This is a genomic window from Alphaproteobacteria bacterium (assembly GCA_033344895.1).
Taxonomy (GTDB): Bacteria; Pseudomonadota; Alphaproteobacteria; order UBA8366; family Aestuariispiraceae; genus Pacificispira.
In genome coordinates this window covers 784,621-802,815 of record JAWPMN010000001.1, presented here as the reverse complement: position 1 = coordinate 802,815, position 18,195 = coordinate 784,621, and the positions used below count along the sequence as shown (strand labels likewise).

Here is an 18,195-nt window from a genome sequence, read left to right as displayed (position 1 = left end):
TCTCGGCGACAGGGTTACTCTTCGATTCTACCGGGCAGACTGAGATCGCCCGAGGCCACATCGAAGACATCGGTGACGCAAAGCAGCGGCGCGTGGAGGTTGGCGTTCACACGCAGGCCGCTGGTCACCCCGTCATAGGCGATGCCGGTGAGATCCTGATCGTGTGCGAAGGGCACCTTCACATCGACGGACGGACCGTGCAGCAGAGGCTGCCAGCCGGGACTGTCGATCAGGATCGGCAGTCCGGGCCAGGTCCGGGGCAGGTTGGGTGTCGTTCCTTCCGGAATATCCAGAACCTTCAATGCGCCGGGGCCGCAGGCTTCGTCCGGGCCCAGGACGACCCAGTGGCTGTGCCACAGATTGCCGTCATTGGCGGTATCGCCGTCGCCGTTCTCGTCGAATAGCGGCGTATCGTCGAAGTCGGGATGGGCGGTGACCGCCAGCGACAGGATACCGGCCCCGCTATCGAACCCCACCGCGGATGCATCCAGCCCGGTGGGCCAGACATAGGCGAAGACGTCCGACCCGGCCAGTTGACCGCTGGCCGTCGGTCGGGTTTCGCCCGCCGTGCCCGAAACCGCCATGTGAAAGGTCGCGACATTGCCGTCGACGGTCACCTTGGCATGGACGATGTCGAAATCGGCGTGGCGGGCGGAATTCGGCGCGGCCTGAATGCCGCCGGTATGGCTGTCATGGGCGGAGACGGGCCCGACCGACCAGAGTAAGGCGGCCGCGGTCGTCGCGAGGAGGCTTCGAACCAGCCTGCTCTGGCCCGGATTGGGGTTCCATGTCATGATTGGGGACTTCCTTTCTGTGCTGAGAGAGGTTGTAAACGGACGCTCCGGTCGTTGCCGCGGCCGGGGCGTCTTTCGGTCAGGCCGGTGGTCCCGTTTCGAACCGGCGGGCATTGCGCCGGGCCAGATCGGGATCGGCCGCCTCGTGTTCGGCGCAGTCGAGACGCAGCTGCGCCTCCCCGAATGCGGCGTTCACGAAGTCGCAGTGATGCGGCTTGGCCGCATCGTCATAATGGTGGGGCCGGAAGAACCGGCAGGTGACGCAGAGCCGCTGCGGCGCGATGGCGCCCGCGTCCTGCAGGCCGCGTACAAGCTTCACCAGGACGCGATTCAGATCGCCCCGGTCGCGTGCGGGCAGACCATCGATCACCCCCTTCAAAGCGATGTCACCGCCATCCAGTTCCGCAATGGTCCGGGTACCGTCCCGGGTCAGGGTCGCCAGCACCGCGCGGCCGTCCTGCGGGTCACGGACCCGCTCCAGACTGCCCTTGGCGACCAGCGCCGAGACGGCATCGCTCACCGTGGCCTGGGTTGCCCCGACCTGCGCGGCAAGCCGGGCGATCCGCATCGGCCCGTGCCGGTATACCAGGTGCAGGATCGAGATCTGCGTCGGTGTCAGGCCCAACCGTTCGCCGTCCTGCCATCCCTGCTGACGCAGATAGGCGGCGATCCGTTTCAGGCCCTCGACGGGCTGGGCACTGTCGTTCGGAAGATAGCTCATGACATTTATATAGGACTCCTAATTAAAATTGGCAAGAGACGGCTGCGGGGGGGCGTGAAAATATTGTTTGCCGCCCCTCTGGTGGCGGGTCGGGACCGCGACGATATCTCCTGCGGCTTCTTCTGGAGTGACCCCGCCATGTCCCTGTCCGTCCGGCTGTCCTGTGCGACAGTCGCGTTCCTGATCTCCATGCTGATCGGCAGCGAGATCTTTGCCGTGCTGTCCGCCGTCTTCTGGGCGATTGTCGGAACGCTGGACCTGCCGCCTCCGGTCCTGACCGTCGCGCTCTGGCTTGCGGCGGCGATCAGCGTCGCGGCGACCCTGCGCCTGGGCATTTACGTCTATGGTGTCGAACGCCGAAACGCGTCTGTCTCCGGACTGGTGTGACCTGCCGGCATCCTGAAACGGAAAGGGCGGCCCGCAATGGACCGCCCTCCTTGTCGGCATACCGATGCGGCGCTTATTTCAGCGCGGCGATGATTTCCGGCGAATTCAGGATCGCGGCGATCTTGCGGCCGTACTCGGCCGAGACGCCCTCCCCAACCGTGCTGGGCATGCTGCCCAGGTTGCCGAGATTGTCCGGTCCCGTGAAGGATTTCGACGCCAGCTCGTTACCTTGATCGTCGAACACAAAGACCTTCAGGTCATAGTGCAGAGCGGTGTTGAAGAAAGTATCCGACTTCAGTTCGAACATGGTCACCAATAGCGACCGGTCACGTCCGGCGTCAAACAGCATGCTGCGGGTCTCATCCACGCCGGTTAGCGGTGCTGTCGTGACCGGCGTCGCGGTGATGCCTTTCCGGGCAAGCGCCTTGGTGATTGTCGACGTGACGTCTTCCGCCAGGGGATTGGTGCTGGTTGTCAGAACGTCGAACGGATTGCCGAAGCCGCCCCGTTGCAGGCCAACGAAATCCGGCGTCTTGTCGGAGCTGACGATATAGGGCCGCAGGTCCACGGTCGCGACCGCTACGGATTTATCCGTATCGACCGCCGTATCGACCGTATCCAGGTCCATCTGATACGTATTGCCGGCGGCGCACCCGCCCAGCAGAACAATGAAAGAAATAAGGGCAAAAAGCCTGGTCATCGGAACTCCCCTCTCCACTCGTCCTCGTTGAGACCTCTGTCCGATTGGACGTAAACGCGTGTAGCCGCGGCGGGGGGCGGTGTAAAGTGAATTGGAGAGGACTTTCGCGGCATGTGCCCGGCTGGAAAGCGCCGCGCCCGGCGCTAGATTGACCATTGTCATTCCGACAGAGGCAAGGAGCGTCGACATGCGATATCTCATCCCCGTTCTGGCGGGCCTCATGATCCTTCTCGGCGTCGCGGCGACGGCCATGGCCCATCACGGCTGGCGCTGGACGACCGGCGGCAATATCGAACTGACCGGCGTCATCCAGTCGGCGAAACTGGGCAACCCTCACGGCGTCCTGAAAGTCGATGCGGAGGGCGAGATCTGGACCGTCGAGGTCGGCCAGCCCTGGCGCAACGAACGCGCCGGCGTGCAGGACGGCGACTTGGCGGAAGGCGTCGAAATCCGCATCATCGGCGAACCCGCCGCCGACCCGTCCCAGAAACTGCTGAAGGCGGAAACGTTCTATATCGGCGACCGGGAATTCGTGCTCTACCCGGAACGGAACTGACCCCCGGCGATGGAGGCGCTGCTGACAGCCCTGGCGGAGACGCCGCCCGCCGCCTATCTGCGAACCGCCCGCTGGGGCTACGCCGCCGTCAGCGCCGCGCATATCCTGGGGATCGCGCTGCTGATCGGCGCCGTCGTTCCGATGAATCTGCGCCTGCTGGGCTGGCACGGGAAGGCGCTGGACAGCGCCGCGCTGATCCGCGTCCTGCGGCCCTGCGCCATGGCGGGACTGACCCTCGCCGCCCTGACCGGGCTGCTGCTGTTCAGCATTCAGCCCGCCGACTATCTGGCACTCTCCGTCTTCCAGGCGAAGCTCGCGCTCGTCGTCCTGGGCACTGTCGCCGCCCTGTGGGGCAGCCGCCGGACGCCGCCCGGCCATCCTCGCACCCATGCCCTGGTCTCGCTCTCCTGCTGGATCGCCACGTTGATCTGCGGCCGGATGATCGCCTTCGCGGCGTGACGGGAAGCCTCCCGGCAACAGTCTCTCGGCAATCGTCCCCGGGCGTGCTCCTATGGCGCCCATCGATCATCCGACCCGGGGGAGACCGCCATGACCGACCTGACCATCCTGAACGGCCCGAATCTGAACCTGCTGGGGGAGCGGGAGCCGGAAATCTACGGCGCCACGACCCTGCCGCAGATTGAGGAAGCCTGCACCGGTTTCGCGAAGACGCTGGGCCTGTCCATGACCTTCCGTCAGTCGAACTATGAGGGTCAACTGATCGAATGGATTCACGAGGTCCGCAAGACCGGCCGCGCGATCATCCTCAACCCGGCGGGCCTGTCCTTCCATTCCGTGCCGCTGCTGGACGCGCTGAAGACCTTCGACGGCCCGATCGTGGAGGTCCATATCTCCAACATCCACGCCCGCGACATCCACCACCGCCATTCCATCATCTCCACGGCGGCCACCGCCGTGATCTGCGGCCTGGGCCCCTATGGCTATCTGATGGCGATGCTGTCGGCGGCCCGCATGCTGGACGCCGTGCCGGACGGCATGCCCGCGCCGCTGCGGACGCTGCCGGTATAGGGGGAAGAGAATCGCAGAGGCCGCAAAGAAGACGCCAAGGTCGCGGAGGAATCGGCGCCGACGGGACGGGCTAGAAGCCGATGAACACCATATCCAATGCATTGCGCAGTTCGTCGGCCTGCGACGCCAGCGACCCGACCGGCTTGCCAAGGATCGATACCGGCACGGCGGCGAGGTTCTGGGTGACCATGACATGATCCGCGCCGTTCAACGGAAAAACGGGGTTCAACCGCCGTGCCGGCGGCGGAGCCTCCGCGCGGGGCAGCAGTGGCACAACGACCCGTGTGCGCAACTCTTCCAGCAGTTCCACCTGAACGTCCAGCAGATACCCGGCGCCATCGGGCATGGCGTAGAGATCGTACTGTGCCACGGCCCTCCTCAGAACTGCCGGTACTTGTCGAGCGGCAGTCCGTTCGCCTCGACCCACCGGTTATAGCCATCCAGAGCCTCGGCGTTCTCTGCCTTCCACCGCGCCGCCTTCGCCTTCGCAACGGCCGCCCGCACACCTTCCTCCGCCGCTTGGGAAAGGTTGACGGACAGCGCCTTCGCCTCGCCGATCAGGGCGGCGTCGAGGGACAGGTTGGTGGGCTTTCTGGCATGGGCGGACATCGGAAACTCCATTGCTATACGCATACTATATGCGCATATCGCAAAATCCCCAATACCCGGTTCCGAGGCGCTGCGGCGGCTGCCGGTTCAGGGGAAGAGAACCGCAGAGGACGCAAAGAAGGCGCCAAGGACGCCCAGGGACCGTTGCCCCCATTTCCATCCCGTCATCCCCGCGAAGGCGGGGATCCAGGGAAACAGGCAGGGTCGTGCCACAGCGCCCTGGATTCCCGCCTTCGCGGGAATGACGGTGGTAGTTACCCCCGCATCCGTTCCGCCTTCGGGTCGAACAGGACTTCCTCGATCAGCGTGGCCTGTTTCACCTCGCCCAGGATTTCGATTTCGAATTGGGCGCCGTCTTCGATCATTTCCTTCGGGATCATGCCGATGGCGACACTTTTCTGGCTGTAATGGGCGTAGCCGCCTGAGGTGACGAAGCCGACGACCTTGCCGTCCTTGTAGATCGGCTCGTCGGCGACGCAGTCGGCGGCATCGGGGCCGTTGCCGGTGTCGACGATGAAGGTCGCCAGGTGGCGGGCGGGGGGATTGTCGCGTTCCTGGACGGCGACATCGTGGCCGATGAAATCGTTCTTCTTGAAGCTGATGAAACGGTCCAGACCGGTTTCGGCGCAGGTGAATTCCGGGCGGAATTCACGCATCCAGGAGCCGAAGCTCTTTTCCAGGCGCAGGCTCATCATCGCGCGCATGCCGAAGGGTTTCAGGCCCAGGTCTTCGCCGGCCGCCGACAGCGCCTCGTAGAGCGCGCATTGGTGGACGGCGTCGACATAGATCTCGTAGCCCAGATCGCCGGTATAGGTGACGCGGTTGACCAGGGCCGGGATCGGGCCGATTTCGACCGGCGTGCAGCTGAGGAAGGGCATCGCCGCGTTCGAGACGTCGCTGTCGGTGACGCGGGACAGCAGCTCGCGGGCATTCGGCCCGGCGATCTGGAAGCCGATACGCTGCAGCGAGACGTTCTGGAGCGCGACCGACCCGTCCTGCGGCAGGTGGTGCAGGAACCAGCGCATGTGGAAGGCCTGCGCGGAATAGGAGGCGGTGAGCTGCACCTCCTCCTCGGCCAGGCGGGCCATGGTGAAATCGCCGATGATCTTGCCCTTGGGCGACAGCATCGGGGTCAGGGCGATCTTGCCGATTTTCGGCACGCGGTTCGCCATGATGCGGTTCAACCAGTCGACGGCGCCGGGGCCGGAGACGAGATACTTGCCGAAATTGTGGATCTCGTTGATGCCCACGGCCTCCCGCACCGCGCGGCATTCGGCGGCGATGGCGTCGAAGGCGTTGGAGCGGCGGAAGGTCGGCGTTTCGAACAGCGGTTCGCCCTCGGGCGCGAAATAGTTCACATGTTCCAGCCCATAGCCGGAGCCGAAGACCGCGCGCTGCGCCTTCCACAGCCCATAGGCCGGGGTCGTCTGCAGCGGCCGGCCGACCGGCAGTTCCTCATTGGGGTAGGAGATGGAGAAGCGGCGCTGATAGTTCTCCTTCACCTTCATGCGGGTATAGGGGCGGGTGCAGTAATCGCCGAACCGGGCGACATCCATGGCATAGACGTCGCGGCCCGGTTCGCCCTCGACCATCCATTCGGCCAGGGTCAGGCCGACACCGCCGCCCTGGCTGAACCCGGCCATGACGGCGCAGGCGGACCAGTAATTGCGCAGGCCGGGGATCGGCCCGACCAGCGGGTTGCCGTCCGGCGCGAAGGTGAAGGGGCCGTTGATGATGGTCTTGATCCCGGCGCGCTCCAGCACCGGATAGCGCTTGAAGGCGGCGTCCAGCGGCTCGGCGATGCGTTCCAGATTGTCGTTCAGCAGCTCATGCCCGAAATCCCACGGCGTGCCGTCGACGGCCCAGGGGTCGCAATCCTGTTCATAGATGCCGATGACGAGGCCGCGGCCTTCCTGGCGCAGATAGGTCTCGCCCGCCGGGTCCATGACATGGGGCAGTTCCTCTTCACGCTTATAGACTTCCGGGATGTCGCCGGTCACCAGATACTGGTGCTCCATCGGGTGCAGCGGCAGCATGATGCCCGCCATCTCGCCGACCTCGCGCGCCCATAATCCGCCGGCATTGACGACATGCTCGGCATGGACGGTGCCCATCTCGGTCACCACGTCCCAGGTGCCGTCCGGGCGCGGGTTGGTCTCGATCACCCGGTTGCGCAGGACGATTTCGGCCCCGGCCATGCGGGCGGCCTTGGCATAGGCATGGGTCGTGCCCGACGGGTCCAGATGCCCGTCCAGCGGGTCGTAGAGCCCGCCCAGCACGCCGTCGACATTGGTGATGGGCGAAAGCTTCTTGATCTCTTCCGGCCCGACGATTTCCGTCTCCAGGCCCATGTACCGATGCTTCGCGCGCTCCGCCTTCAGATAGTCAAGGCGGTCCGGCGTCGTCGCGATGGTGACGCCGCCGACATGGTGCAACCCGCAGGACTGGCCGGTGATCTTCTCCAGCTCGCGGTACAGCTTGATCGTATAGCCCTGCAGCGCCGCCATGTTGGTGTCGGCGTTCAGCGTGTGGAACCCGCCGGCCGCGTGCCAGGTCGACCCGGAAGTCAGCTCCGACCGCTCGATCAGCATGATGTCGGTCCAGCCCAGCTTGGTCAGGTGATACAGAACCGAACACCCGACGACGCCGCCGCCGATCACCACCACACGCGCCTGATTTTTCATGGACAACCCCCGATCAAGACAGATCCGTACTCCCGTTAGGACGCGCGCACTCTGACTCGGTTTGAAAGCGGGGGAAAGTCAATCATGTATAGACATAACAATTTTCTGCATTTCGGTGATCCGGGGAAAAGCGGCGATCGTATAAATTTTTTGAGATGTGTGTGCGCCGGGTGTGTTAGGCTATGTTTGTCGACGTATCCTTGCAGCGGTCCGGGTGACGAAATGGGGAGGAGTCGAAAGTGACATTGAATGCTGGAAACTGCCGTTAGCCGACTTCTGAGCCCGGAAGAGGCGGCGTCCATCGAATTTCCGGAACTGCTGCAGGAAGCACTGCAAATCTGGCAGACCCTGCGCGGCCGGCAGCGCTTTCCCTCCCGCGATCAACTGGACCCGCTGGTTCTGCGCCGCCTGACGACGCATATCATGCTGTGGGAAGTGAGGGAGGCGCCGAAGGGCGAGGAATTCGTTGTTCTGATTGCCGGTGAGAGGGCCGTCCAGAACGGTGGCGGAAGGATGCGCGGCAAGACGCTGCCGAGTTTTCACGGCGACGATTATGAGGAAGTCTGGCGCGAGTTCGATGCGGTGCGCCGTACGGGAAATCTTCACTATTGCCTGCGCGGGGCGCACTGGATCCGTCAGCCCTACCTGCAGTTCCACCGTCTTCTCATGCCATTGGGGGAGGGCGATACCGTCACGCATCTGTTCAGCATTCTGGATTACGATTCCGCCGTGTCGCTGACCCCGATGGACAGTCTGATGCAGATCTGATCTGCGTGAACGGACGACGTCGGAGGTCGTTGCCCTGTCCGGCGAGGGCCGGCCGATGGCTTACATTTCCTCCTTCACCTGGGCGTAGGCCATCATGGCAAAGACGCCTGTCCCGCCGATGATGTTCCCGGCCGCCGCCATGAACAGGTAGCCGATACCGTGTTCCAGGCCGACCTCGCCGTTCAGCATCAGGAGGAAGGCCTCGATGGACCCGGCGACGACATGGGCGAAATCCCCGATCGCAATCAGATAGGTCATGGCGATCACGATCCAGACCTTGGCCTGCCCGGCGGAGGGCATCATCCAGACCATGGCGGCGATCAGGAAACCGGCCGGCATGGCCTGGAAGAAGACATCTGTCAGCGGGCGGTTCACTGCATGGCGCGAAACCTCCAGGAACGGCTCGAACTGTTCCGGGCTGAACAGCGGCAGGTGGCTGACCATCAGGGCGGCCAGAAACGTGCCGATCAGGTTGAAGGCCAGGACGACCGTCCAGAGCCGCGCGATGCAGACCAGCCGGTACCAGCTGGACTGCTCCAGCAGCGGCAGGATCACGGTGATCGTGTTCTCGGTAAAGAGCTGAAACCGCCCCATGACGACGATCAGAAAGCCGATCGTGTAGCCCAGATTTTCGATCAGGTAGAAATCCGCACCTTCCGGGGCGTGCAGTTTGAAGAACCCTTCGCAGAACAGCGAGAAGCTGATGCACAGCCCGGCTACCAGACCGGAGGAGGCCAGCGACTGGAACGGCCGCTCCAGTTCCTCACGGCCCTCCTTGGCGATCAGCTTGTAGATTCTGGACGATGGCAGCCGTAGCGTGCCGTTGTCCTCTTCCTGGGTGTCGGGTCGTTCGTCGGCCATTTTCGGTGTTCCGTTCGCCATCGCGTTGGGCGGGCGGCCAGACGACGCGCCGGCGACCCTATGAGAACCACTTCATTAACGCACGAACCACCTTCCGGGTTCGCTCCGAAAACAGACTTGGCGTGAAATAGCTTCCGGCGGCGCGTTTCGTGACCTCCGACAGGGTCGGGTAGGGGGCGATCAGGCCGGCGATCTGGCCCATCTTCTGCTTCTGTTGAACGGCCATGACCCAGGGCAGGATCAGGTCGCCGGCATGTCGACCGACCAGAGTGCAGCCCAGCGCACGGCCCTTGGTGTCGACCACGACCTTGGCGAAGCCGTCGGTTGCGCGTTCGGCCTGGGCGCGGTCGTTCTCGGCAAAGCTCCAGCGCAGGATCTGATAGCGGCCCTTGCCCAAGGTGTTTTCGGCGTCGGCTTCCGTCATGCCGACCTGGGCCAGCTCGGGATCGGTATAGGTTACCCAGGGGGCGGCGCTGTAATCCGCCTTGGCCCAGAACATCTTGAACAGGGCCTGGCGGATCACGATCCCCGCGTCATAGCCGGCCATATGTGTGAACTGCAATCCACCGCGCACGTCGCCGATGGCGAAGACCCGGCGATTGCGGGTCTTCAGATGGGCATCGACGCGGATGGCGCCGCGGTCGGTCTCGACCCCCGCCTTCTCGAGATCGAGGCCGGCGATATTCGCGCGCCGGCCGACGGCGATCAACAGATGGCTGCCGTCGATTGTCTCGGTGCCGCCGTTCGATTCGATGGTCGCGCGGATACCGGTTTGTGTCGTCTCTACGGATTTCAATTCGGTGCGGTCGCGAATGTCTATGCCTTCCGCGCGCAGGGCATCCAGCACCAGCGCGGCCGCCTCCGGATCGTCCTTGCCCAGCGCACGGGCCATCTCGATCACGGTTACCCTGGCGCCCAGTCGGCGGTGGGCCTGCGCCATTTCCATGCCGATCGGGCCGCCGCCGACAACGATCAGATGGTCGATCGGGGCATCATTGTCGAAGATCGTCTCGTTGGTGAAGTAGGGCGTATCATCCAGGCCTGGGATCGGCGGGATGAAGGCGGACGACCCGGTGGCGACCACGATATACTTCGCACGGATCTGCGTCTCGCCCACCTGCACGTCGCGCGGTCCGGTGAACCGTGCCTCGCCCTGCAGGACGGTGACCCCCAACCCTTCGAAACGTGCAACGGAATCGTTCGGGGCGATGGCGGCGATCACGCTTCGGACATGATCGCGAACCTGCTTCCAGTCGACCCGCGGCGTGACCGGTGAGATGCCGAACCGCCCGGAATCGCGTTGACTCTGGGCGGCATGACCGGCCGCCAGCAATGCCTTGGACGGAACGCAGCCGTAGTTCAGGCAGTCGCCGCCCATCAGTCCCTTTTCGATCAGGACCGTGCGTGCGCCCATCTGGGACGCCCCGGCAGCGACGCTCAATCCGCCGGAACCTGCGCCGATGACACAGATATCGGTATCGATCCGTTCGGGCATGGCTCTCCTCAACTCCTGCATCAGGCAGACATCCAAACCCGAACGACCGCGCCGGGCAACCGGCAAGCAAGATGGAGACGACCAACCGGCTGGGCGACACACGCCGTCTCACATCTTCGTTATGCCCCCATCACTGTTACCCGCGTTCAGGAGTTTGCGTCGGACGCACGGGCGATCGGTTTATGTCGCAGATGTTACAGTGCCTCAGCTTCCGCCCTTCTAGCCTGATGGCGGTAAGTAATCATGGGGGGAGGTTGAATTTTGCGGCGCACAACGGGCGTCGGGGGAGTCATTCAAAAATAATAAAGAACTCATGATACCGGAAAATCGCCGAAACGCCCCGTTTTGATGCTTCCAATGTCTGCGGTATCTTTGTCATTATTTGCCGGATTTCTGCCGTGGGTAGGCAGGTGTGTTGAAAATCTGGCGAATCTTTGACGTAATGTATCGCAGCGTGAACATCCTGGCCGGCCTGAAGCATCTGAATGATCGGGTCGGCCGTTTGGCGCTGGGGGGTATCGGGCAAGTCGAGACGGAGGGATCCGTCCTTCGCCGCCCGCTCCGGGGCCGTACAGCAGGCCGCCGTCGACAACGAACCGACCAAACAAGAACCCCCGGCGACTGCGTGACAACCCAACTGCGGGAGACAAACACTTATGTGCAAGAATCCATGTGCGGCCGACCCAGCGTTCGGTCAGGACAATAATCTGCAACGGGGGACAGGATAATGAGCGACACACCCTCTCCATCGCAGGGCGTTCCCAGTCCGGACGGGCACGCCCATGTGATCAAGACCGATTACGAGATCGGGCAGGACAATATCGGCGGGAATGTCGGCCCTCTCGGTTTCGACATCCACAACCCGGTGTTCATGATCTCCGGCATCACGATCGTGGCCTTCGTGTTCTACACATTGGCCCTTCCGGAGCAGGCGGGCGCGGCCTTCTCCTGGCTGTTCAGCGCGGTGACCACGGGCTTCGACTGGTTCTTCCTCGGCGCGGCGAACATTTTCGTGCTGTTCTGTCTGATGCTGATCGTGACTCCGCTGGGCAATGTCCGGTTGGGGGGTGCCCAGGCGACACCCGATTTCAGTTACCTCGGCTGGTTCGCGATGCTCTTCGCGGCCGGTATGGGCATCGGCCTGATGTTCTACGGCGTGTCCGAACCGATGACCCATTTCTCCACCGCCATGGGCGGCACGACCGTCGAGAACGGTGTGCGCACGGATTGGGCCCCGCTCGGCGCGGCCGCGGGGGATCAGGCAGAGGCCTTGAGGCTCGGCATGGCCACGACGATCTTCCACTGGGCACTGCACCCCTGGGCGATCTATGCCGTTGTGGCTCTGTCCCTTGCGCTTTTCAGTTACAACAAGGGGCTTCCGCTCTCGATCCGCTCCGCCTTCTATCCGATTTTCGGCGAGCGCGTCTGGGGCTGGGTCGGGCATGTCATCGACACGCTCGCGGTCTTCGCAACCCTGTTCGGGCTGGCCACGTCTCTGGGGCTTGGCGCGACGCAGGCGAATGCCGGCCTGGAGGAACTGTTCGGCATTCCGGCCAGCAGCACGGCAGAGGTGGTCCTGATTTCCGGGATCACGGCCATCGCATTGATTTCGGTCCTGCGCGGGCTTGAAGGGGGCGTCAAAGTTCTTTCGGAAATCAACATGGGCCTTGCCTTTCTGCTGTTGATTTTCGTGCTTTTCGCCGGGCCGACAGTCGCGGTCCTGTCGGGCTTTGCGTCCAATCTGGTGGCCTATGTCGAGTATCTGCCGGCCCTGTCCAACCCGTTCGGGCGTGAGGATGTCAACTTCAGCCAGGGCTGGACGTCATTCTACTGGGCTTGGTGGATTTCCTGGTCCCCGTTCGTCGGCATGTTCATCGCGCGGGTCAGCCGGGGACGAACCGTCCGCGAATTCGTAACCTGCGTCCTGATCATTCCGTCGCTGGTCTGCGTCCTTTGGATGTCGGTCTTCGGTGGCGTGGCCATTCAGCAGGTTCTGGTCGAGGGCTACACCGCGGCACAGGATGCGGCGCTGGAACTGCAGCTGTTCAAGATGCTGGATGCGATGCCGCTCGCCTCGCTGACCTCGTTCATCGGGATCGTGCTGGTGATCGTGTTCTTCGTGACGTCGTCCGACAGCGGCTCGCTGGTCATCGACACCATCACGGCCGGTGGCAAGACCGACGGTCCGGTGCCGCAGCGCGTCTTCTGGTGCATCTTCGAAGGTGCCGTGGCGATCGTGCTGTTGCTCTCTGCCGGGGGGCTGAAATCCCTGCAGTCGATGGTGATTTCCACCGGGCTGCCTTTCACGGTCGTCCTGCTGGTCATGTGCTATGCGATCTATCGGGGCCTGATGCAGGAACGCAAACACCTGAAGAAGGCCGCCTAGTTCCGACCACAAACTGAAGGTCGCTTCAGTGAAACGCCCCGTATCGTCAGATGCGGGGCGTTTTCCTTTGGTCGGCGGGCGACATGGGCTTGATTTTGTGCGGTGCAGCATTGTAGGGTCCGCGCCTTTCCCGGACGGGATTATGCGAAACACCGGCTCATCCGATGGGCCCGACCTCAGGACCCGCGATGACCGACCATCTTCGAACCCTGAAACATGAATGGCTGGGCAATGTCCGCGCCGACCTTCTGGCCGGCCTCGTGGTCGCCCTGGCCCTGATTCCAGAGGCGATCGCCTTTTCGATCATTGCCGGCGTCGACCCGAAGATCGGCCTCTATGCCTCCTTCTCGATCGCCGTGCTGACATCGATTGTCGGCGGACGGCCGGGCATGATCTCGGCGGCGACGGCGGCGACGGCGGTCGTCATGGTAACGCTGGTTCGTGATCATGGTCTGCAGTACCTGCTGGCCTGTACGGTCCTGACCGGCGTGATCCAGATAGCGGCGGGCTGGCTGAAACTGGCCCGTGTCATGCGGTTTGTCTCGCGCTCGGTCATGACCGGTTTCGTCAATGCGCTGGCGATTCTGATCTTCATGGCGCAGCTGCCGGAACTGATCGATGTGCCGCCGATGACCTATGCGCTCGTCGCGCTGGGGCTCGCGATCATCTATCTGGTCCCGCGCTTCATCTCGATCATTCCGTCGCCGCTGATCTGCATCATCATCATCACCGCGATTGTCTGGGGCTTCGGACTGGACCTGCGGACCGTGGGCGATATGGGTGAGTTGCCGGATACCCTGCCGATCTTCCTGCTGCCGGACGTGCCACTGACGCTGGAGACGCTGTGGATCATCCTGCCCTATTCTCTGGCGGTGGCGGCGGTCGGTCTGCTGGAAAGCATGATGACGGCCCAGATCGTCGACGAACTGACCGACACGACCGGCGACAAGAATCGCGAATGCATCGGTCAGGGTGTGGCGAACACGGTCACCGGCTTCCTGGGCGGCATGGCCGGTTGCGCGATGATCGGTCAGTCGATCATCAATGTTAAATCCGGTGGACGGGGGCGTCTTTCCGGTTTCTTCGCCGGCTGCGGCCTGTTGTTCATGATCCTGGTCCTGGGCGATCTGGTCAGCCAGATCCCGATGGCCGCGCTGGTCGCGATCATGATCATGGTGTCGGTCGGGACTTTCAGCTGGTCGTCGATCAAGTCCCTGCGCACCAACCCGCGATCGTCTTCGATCGTCATGCTCAGCACCGTCGCTCTCGTCGTCTACACGCATAACCTGGCGATCGGCGTCGCGTTCGGCGTGCTGCTGTCGGCACTGTTCTTCGCGGCGAAGATCGCGCAATTGTTCCGCGTGACCAGCACCATCACGCCGGACGGCCGGACGCGAACCTACATCGTCGAAGGCCAGATCTTTTTCGCCAGTGCCGAAGCCTTCGAACGTGCCTTCGACTTTCGCGAGGCGCCCGACTCCGTCATCATCGACGTCAGCAAGGCGCATATCTGGGACATTTCCAGCGTCGCCGCCGTGGACATGGTGATCCTGAAGTTCCGCAGAGAAGGGACGCAGGTGGACCTCGTCGGCATGAACAAGGCGTCCGAAACGATCGTCGACAAATTGGGTGTCGCCGATCAGCCGGGCGCCCTGGACAAGCTGTTGGGGCATTGAGGGGGGAATGAGCTTGAAACTCGCGGCTTTCGTGGACGGGTCCGTTTATTCGGCCAGCGTCTGCGACCATGCGGCCTGGCTGGCCAATCTCAACGCGCCATCGCAGATCATGGTGACCCATATGCTGGGCCGGCGGTCGCGCCAGAGCGTCCCGGCGGATCTTAGCGGCAATCTCAGCCTCGGGGCGCGGACGGACCTGCTGACCAAGCTGTCGGCGGCGGATGAGGAATGGGCGCAGCTTGCCCTGGCGCGGGGACGGGCCATTCTGGAGGATGTCTCTGCCCGCTTGGCGGACAAGACCGATGCCACGGTCGAAACCCGGCTGCGTCACGACGATCTGGCAGACGCCATCGCCGAACAGGAAGCGGATGTCATCGTCATCGGCAAGCGGGGGGAAGCCTCCGGCTTTGCCCGCGAGCATCTGGGCTCAAACCTCGAACGCGTGCTGCGCGGATCGGACAAGCCGGTTCTCGTGGCAAACTACGAATTCAGCCCGATCGAACGGTGCCTGATCGCCTATGACGGCGGCACCAGCATCGCCAAGGCCGTGCGCTACCTGTCCGGTTCGGCCGCCGCGGCCTATGCCGGAATCGCGTTCCATATCCTGAAGGCCGGAGACGACACGCCGGATTCCCGGGCTGAATTGGAAGGTGTGGCGGCGACGCTGAAACAGGCCGGTCTGTCGGCAACCTGGGAAATCGGTGCGGGGGAGCCGGAACAGGCGATCCCCAATGCTGCAATCGAGAAACAGAGCCAGATGGTCATCATGGGGGCCTATGGCCACAGCCGCATCCGCAACCTGATCATCGGATCGACGACAACCAGCCTTGTCCGTTCCTGCCGCCTGCCGATTCTGATGTTCCGCTAGGGCATTTCAGCCCAGCCCCATCTCCCGCATCTTTCGTTGGAAGGTCAGCAGGTCCTGCCAGGCCTGGCGTTTGGCGGCGGGGGTGCGCAGCAGATAGGCGGGGTGGAAGGTGGCGAGGGCCGGGATCGTTTTGTCGCCGACCTTCACATCGTACCATTGCCCCCGGCTGCGGGTGATGCCTGTCGTTGCCCCGGCCAGGCCACGCACGGATTTGTCACCGACCAGCAGCAGCAGTTTCGGATCGATCAATTCGATATGCCGGTCGACGAAAGGGCGGCAGACGGCGAATTCGCCGTCATTCGGCTTTCGGTTGCCGGGCGGCCGCCAGTAGACCGTGTTGGTGATGTAAAATGCCTCGCGCGTCAGGCCGATGAAGGACAGCATCCGGTCCAGCAACTGGCCGGACACGCCGACGAAGGGCTTGCCCTGCCGGTCCTCGTCGGCGCCGGGCGCTTCGCCGATTACCATGATGTCCGCCTGCGGATTGCCATCGCCAAAGACGAGCTGGGTTGCGGTATTGCGCAGGGCGCATCCGTCAAACCCTTCCAGGGCGAGGCGCAGGTCCTCCAGTGTCTTGCAGTCGCGCGCGGCCTTCTGACCCGCCGCGGCGGCCTCAGCGGCGCCCAGCGGCGCCCCGGCTTCCGCCCGCGGCCGGGGAACGGGAAAGGCCTGCGCGGCGGCCTGGGCGGGGGCAGCGGATCTGGCCTGCTCGGCACGGGCCTGGCGCCGCGCGGCGGCAAGCGCATAGCGGTCGACCGGTCCGTCGGCAATGGCCTCGTCCACGCCCATGGCGACCTGCCATTCCAGCGCAGAAATCAGGGCTTTTGCGTCGTTTTCCAGCACGTTCCCGTCGCCAACCGTCATTGCGTTTTCGGCTTCAGCCTTTATTGTGCCTGCCGAATTGGGGGACGCCAAGAGCAGCGTTCCAGGGTCAACGATAAGGGGTCCGTATTATGTCCGAGGCGGTCGAACGCGAAAGCATGGAATATGACGTGGTGATCGTGGGCGCGGGCCCTTCCGGTCTGGCTACGGCGATCCGTCTGAAGCAGTTGGAACAGGAGACCGGCAAGGAAATTGCCGTCTGCGTCATTGAGAAGGGCGCGGAGGTCGGAGCCCATATCCTGTCCGGTGCCGTGCTTGAGCCGCGTGCGCTGAACGAGCTGATCCCCGACTGGAAAGAGAAGGGGGCGCCGCTGGATACGCCGGCAAAGGACGACCACTTCCTGTATCTGACCGAATCCCGGGCGTTTCGTCTGCCCACGCCGCCGCAGATGAACAATCACGGCAACTACATCATTTCGCTCGGCAACCTGTGCCGCTGGCTGGGCGAACAGGCCGAGGCGATGGGGGTCGAGATCTATCCCGGCTTCGCAGCCGCCGAGATCCTGTATCACGACGATGGCAGCGTGAAGGGGGTCGCGACGGGCGATATGGGGCGCCTGAAGGACGGCAGCGAAGGTCCGATGTTCCAGGTCGGCATGGAACTGCACGCAAAGCAGACCGTGTTCTCCGAAGGCTGCCGCGGCCATCTGGGCAAGCTGCTGATGGAGAAGTTCGACCTGCGCAAGGATGCCGAGGTCCAGACCTATGGCATCGGCATGAAGGAATTGTGGGAAATCGATCCGGCAAAGTCCCAGCCCGGCAAGATTGTGCATACGACCGGTTGGCCGATGGACACGAAGACCTATGGCGGGTCCTTCATGTATCATCTTGAAGGGAACCTGGTGTCGATCGGTTTCGTGATCGGCCTCGACTACGAAAACCCGCATCTCTTCCCCTATATGGAATTCCAGCGGTTCAAGCATCACCCGGAAATCAAAAAGGTGCTGGAGGGCGGTAAGCGCATTTCCTACGGCGCGCGGGCCCTGAACGAGGGCGGCTTCCAATCGATTCCGAAACTGTCCTTCCCGGGTGGCTGCATCGTCGGCTGTGAAGCGGGCTTCCTGAACGTGCCGAAGATCAAGGGCACCCATACCGCGATGAAGTCCGGCATGACCGCCGCCGAGGCGCTGTTCGAGGCACTGACCGGCGAGGGCGAGGCCCCGCGCGAAATCACCGCCTATCCGGAGGCGCTGAAGAAGACCTGGGTCTGGGACGAACTCCACGGTGTCCGCAACATCCGTCCCTCGTTCAAATGGGGCTTCTGGGGCGGGTTCTTCTATTCGGCCATCGATACGGTCCTGTTCCGGGGCAAGGCGCCCTGGACGATCAGTCACCACGGCCCGGACCATGCCGCCCTGAAGCCGGCGGACCAGTGTCCGAAGATCGACTATCCGAAGCCGGACGGGGTGATCAGTTTCGATCGCCTGACCAATGTGTCTTTCTCGGGCACCAACCATGAGGAAGACCAGCCGGTTCACCTGACCCTTAAGGATCCGTCCGTGCCGGTGGAAGTCAATCTGGCCAAGTACGATGAGCCCGCGCAGCGCTACTGCCCGGCCGGGGTCTATGAGATCGTCCGCGATGACGACGGCTCCAACCCGCGCCTGCAGATCAACGCGCAGAACTGCGTCCACTGCAAGACCTGCGACATCAAGGATCCGACCCAGAACATCCACTGGGTGGTCCCGCAGGGCGGCGAGGGGCCGACCTATCCGAACATGTAGCGTTTGCCACAACGCTCTTGGAAAGGCGGTCTTCGGGCCGCCTTTTCTTTTGCAG

At 63.4% G+C, this 18,195-nt stretch carries 18 protein-coding genes; 9 read left to right on the top strand and 9 right to left on the bottom strand.

Annotated elements, in window-relative coordinates:
- Positions 1 to 14: 14 nt before the first annotated feature.
- Positions 15 to 794, bottom strand: coding sequence for a hypothetical protein (locus R8L07_03865; GenBank protein MDW3204657.1), 780 nt, complete (start codon positions 792 to 794; stop codon positions 15 to 17).
- A gap of 79 nt (positions 795 to 873) precedes the next feature.
- The gene (locus tag R8L07_03860; protein MDW3204656.1) at positions 874 to 1,515 is read right to left on the bottom strand and encodes a MarR family transcriptional regulator; all 642 of its coding nucleotides are present in this window, start codon (positions 1,513 to 1,515) and stop codon (positions 874 to 876) included.
- Positions 1,516 to 1,569: 54 nt separating this feature from the next.
- On the opposite strand from R8L07_03860, the gene R8L07_03855 reads away from it, so the two are divergent.
- Positions 1,570 to 1,902: a hypothetical protein gene (locus R8L07_03855; protein MDW3204655.1), complete on the top strand. Its 333-nt coding sequence runs from the start codon at positions 1,570 to 1,572 to the stop codon at positions 1,900 to 1,902.
- 73 nt (positions 1,903 to 1,975) lie between these two features.
- Here R8L07_03855 and R8L07_03850 read toward each other — a convergent pair whose 3' ends face one another.
- Positions 1,976 to 2,602, bottom strand: coding sequence for a hypothetical protein (locus R8L07_03850; GenBank protein MDW3204654.1), 627 nt, complete (start codon positions 2,600 to 2,602; stop codon positions 1,976 to 1,978).
- Between the two features lie 187 nt (positions 2,603 to 2,789).
- On the opposite strand from R8L07_03850, the gene R8L07_03845 reads away from it, so the two are divergent.
- The 3 genes from R8L07_03845 (at position 2,790) to R8L07_03835 (ending at position 4,187) form a co-directional block, all read left to right on the top strand.
- Entirely contained in the window at positions 2,790 to 3,158 is a 369-nt protein-coding gene (locus tag R8L07_03845) for a DUF6152 family protein (GenBank protein ID MDW3204653.1), read from the top strand.
- A 9-nt stretch (positions 3,159 to 3,167) separates the two neighbouring features.
- On the top strand, positions 3,168 to 3,617 hold the full coding sequence (locus R8L07_03840) for a hypothetical protein (protein MDW3204652.1): 450 nt from the start codon (positions 3,168 to 3,170) through the stop codon (positions 3,615 to 3,617).
- 90 nt (positions 3,618 to 3,707) lie between these two features.
- Positions 3,708 to 4,187, top strand: a complete 480-nt coding sequence (locus R8L07_03835) for a type II 3-dehydroquinate dehydratase (protein MDW3204651.1) — start codon at positions 3,708 to 3,710, stop codon at positions 4,185 to 4,187.
- Positions 4,188 to 4,257: 70 nt separating this feature from the next.
- Here R8L07_03835 and R8L07_03830 read toward each other — a convergent pair whose 3' ends face one another.
- The 3 genes from R8L07_03830 to R8L07_03820 form a co-directional block, all read right to left on the bottom strand.
- Positions 4,258 to 4,557, bottom strand: a complete 300-nt coding sequence (locus R8L07_03830; protein ID MDW3204650.1) for a CcdB family protein — start codon at positions 4,555 to 4,557, stop codon at positions 4,258 to 4,260.
- A gap of 8 nt (positions 4,558 to 4,565) precedes the next feature.
- Positions 4,566 to 4,796, bottom strand: a complete 231-nt coding sequence (locus R8L07_03825; GenBank protein MDW3204649.1) for a type II toxin-antitoxin system CcdA family antitoxin — start codon at positions 4,794 to 4,796, stop codon at positions 4,566 to 4,568.
- Between the two features lie 254 nt (positions 4,797 to 5,050).
- Positions 5,051 to 7,480 (bottom strand): FAD-dependent oxidoreductase, encoded by a 2,430-nt coding sequence (locus R8L07_03820; protein MDW3204648.1) that lies wholly within the window; start codon positions 7,478 to 7,480, stop codon positions 5,051 to 5,053.
- Between the two features lie 249 nt (positions 7,481 to 7,729).
- Here R8L07_03820 and R8L07_03815 point away from each other — a divergent pair, with 249 nt between their 5' ends.
- On the top strand, positions 7,730 to 8,248 hold the full coding sequence (locus tag R8L07_03815) for a PAS domain-containing protein (protein MDW3204647.1): 519 nt from the start codon (positions 7,730 to 7,732) through the stop codon (positions 8,246 to 8,248).
- Positions 8,249 to 8,308: 60 nt separating this feature from the next.
- Here the strand turns inward: R8L07_03815 and R8L07_03810 are convergent, their stop codons facing one another.
- The gene (locus R8L07_03810; protein MDW3204646.1) at positions 8,309 to 9,109 is read right to left on the bottom strand and encodes a formate/nitrite transporter family protein; all 801 of its coding nucleotides are present in this window, start codon (positions 9,107 to 9,109) and stop codon (positions 8,309 to 8,311) included.
- A 58-nt stretch (positions 9,110 to 9,167) separates the two neighbouring features.
- Positions 9,168 to 10,604, bottom strand: a complete 1,437-nt coding sequence (locus R8L07_03805; GenBank protein ID MDW3204645.1) for an FAD-dependent oxidoreductase — start codon at positions 10,602 to 10,604, stop codon at positions 9,168 to 9,170.
- Between the two features lie 727 nt (positions 10,605 to 11,331).
- On the opposite strand from R8L07_03805, the gene R8L07_03800 reads away from it, so the two are divergent.
- The 3 genes from R8L07_03800 (at position 11,332) to R8L07_03790 (ending at position 15,534) form a co-directional block, all read left to right on the top strand.
- A complete protein-coding gene (locus tag R8L07_03800) occupies positions 11,332 to 12,990 on the top strand; it encodes a BCCT family transporter (protein MDW3204644.1) in 1,659 nt (552 codons plus the stop codon).
- 188 nt (positions 12,991 to 13,178) lie between these two features.
- The gene (locus R8L07_03795) at positions 13,179 to 14,666 is read left to right on the top strand and encodes a SulP family inorganic anion transporter (protein ID MDW3204643.1); all 1,488 of its coding nucleotides are present in this window, start codon (positions 13,179 to 13,181) and stop codon (positions 14,664 to 14,666) included.
- Between the two features lie 7 nt (positions 14,667 to 14,673).
- Positions 14,674 to 15,534, top strand: a complete 861-nt coding sequence (locus tag R8L07_03790; protein ID MDW3204642.1) for a universal stress protein — start codon at positions 14,674 to 14,676, stop codon at positions 15,532 to 15,534.
- A gap of 6 nt (positions 15,535 to 15,540) precedes the next feature.
- Here the strand turns inward: R8L07_03790 and R8L07_03785 are convergent, their stop codons facing one another.
- Positions 15,541 to 16,398, bottom strand: coding sequence for a uracil-DNA glycosylase (locus R8L07_03785; protein MDW3204641.1), 858 nt, complete (start codon positions 16,396 to 16,398; stop codon positions 15,541 to 15,543).
- A gap of 89 nt (positions 16,399 to 16,487) precedes the next feature.
- On the opposite strand from R8L07_03785, the gene R8L07_03780 reads away from it, so the two are divergent.
- Complete coding sequence (locus R8L07_03780; protein ID MDW3204640.1) at positions 16,488 to 18,140, top strand: electron transfer flavoprotein-ubiquinone oxidoreductase; 1,653 nt, start codon at positions 16,488 to 16,490, stop codon at positions 18,138 to 18,140.
- Positions 18,141 to 18,195: the final 55 nt, after the last annotated feature.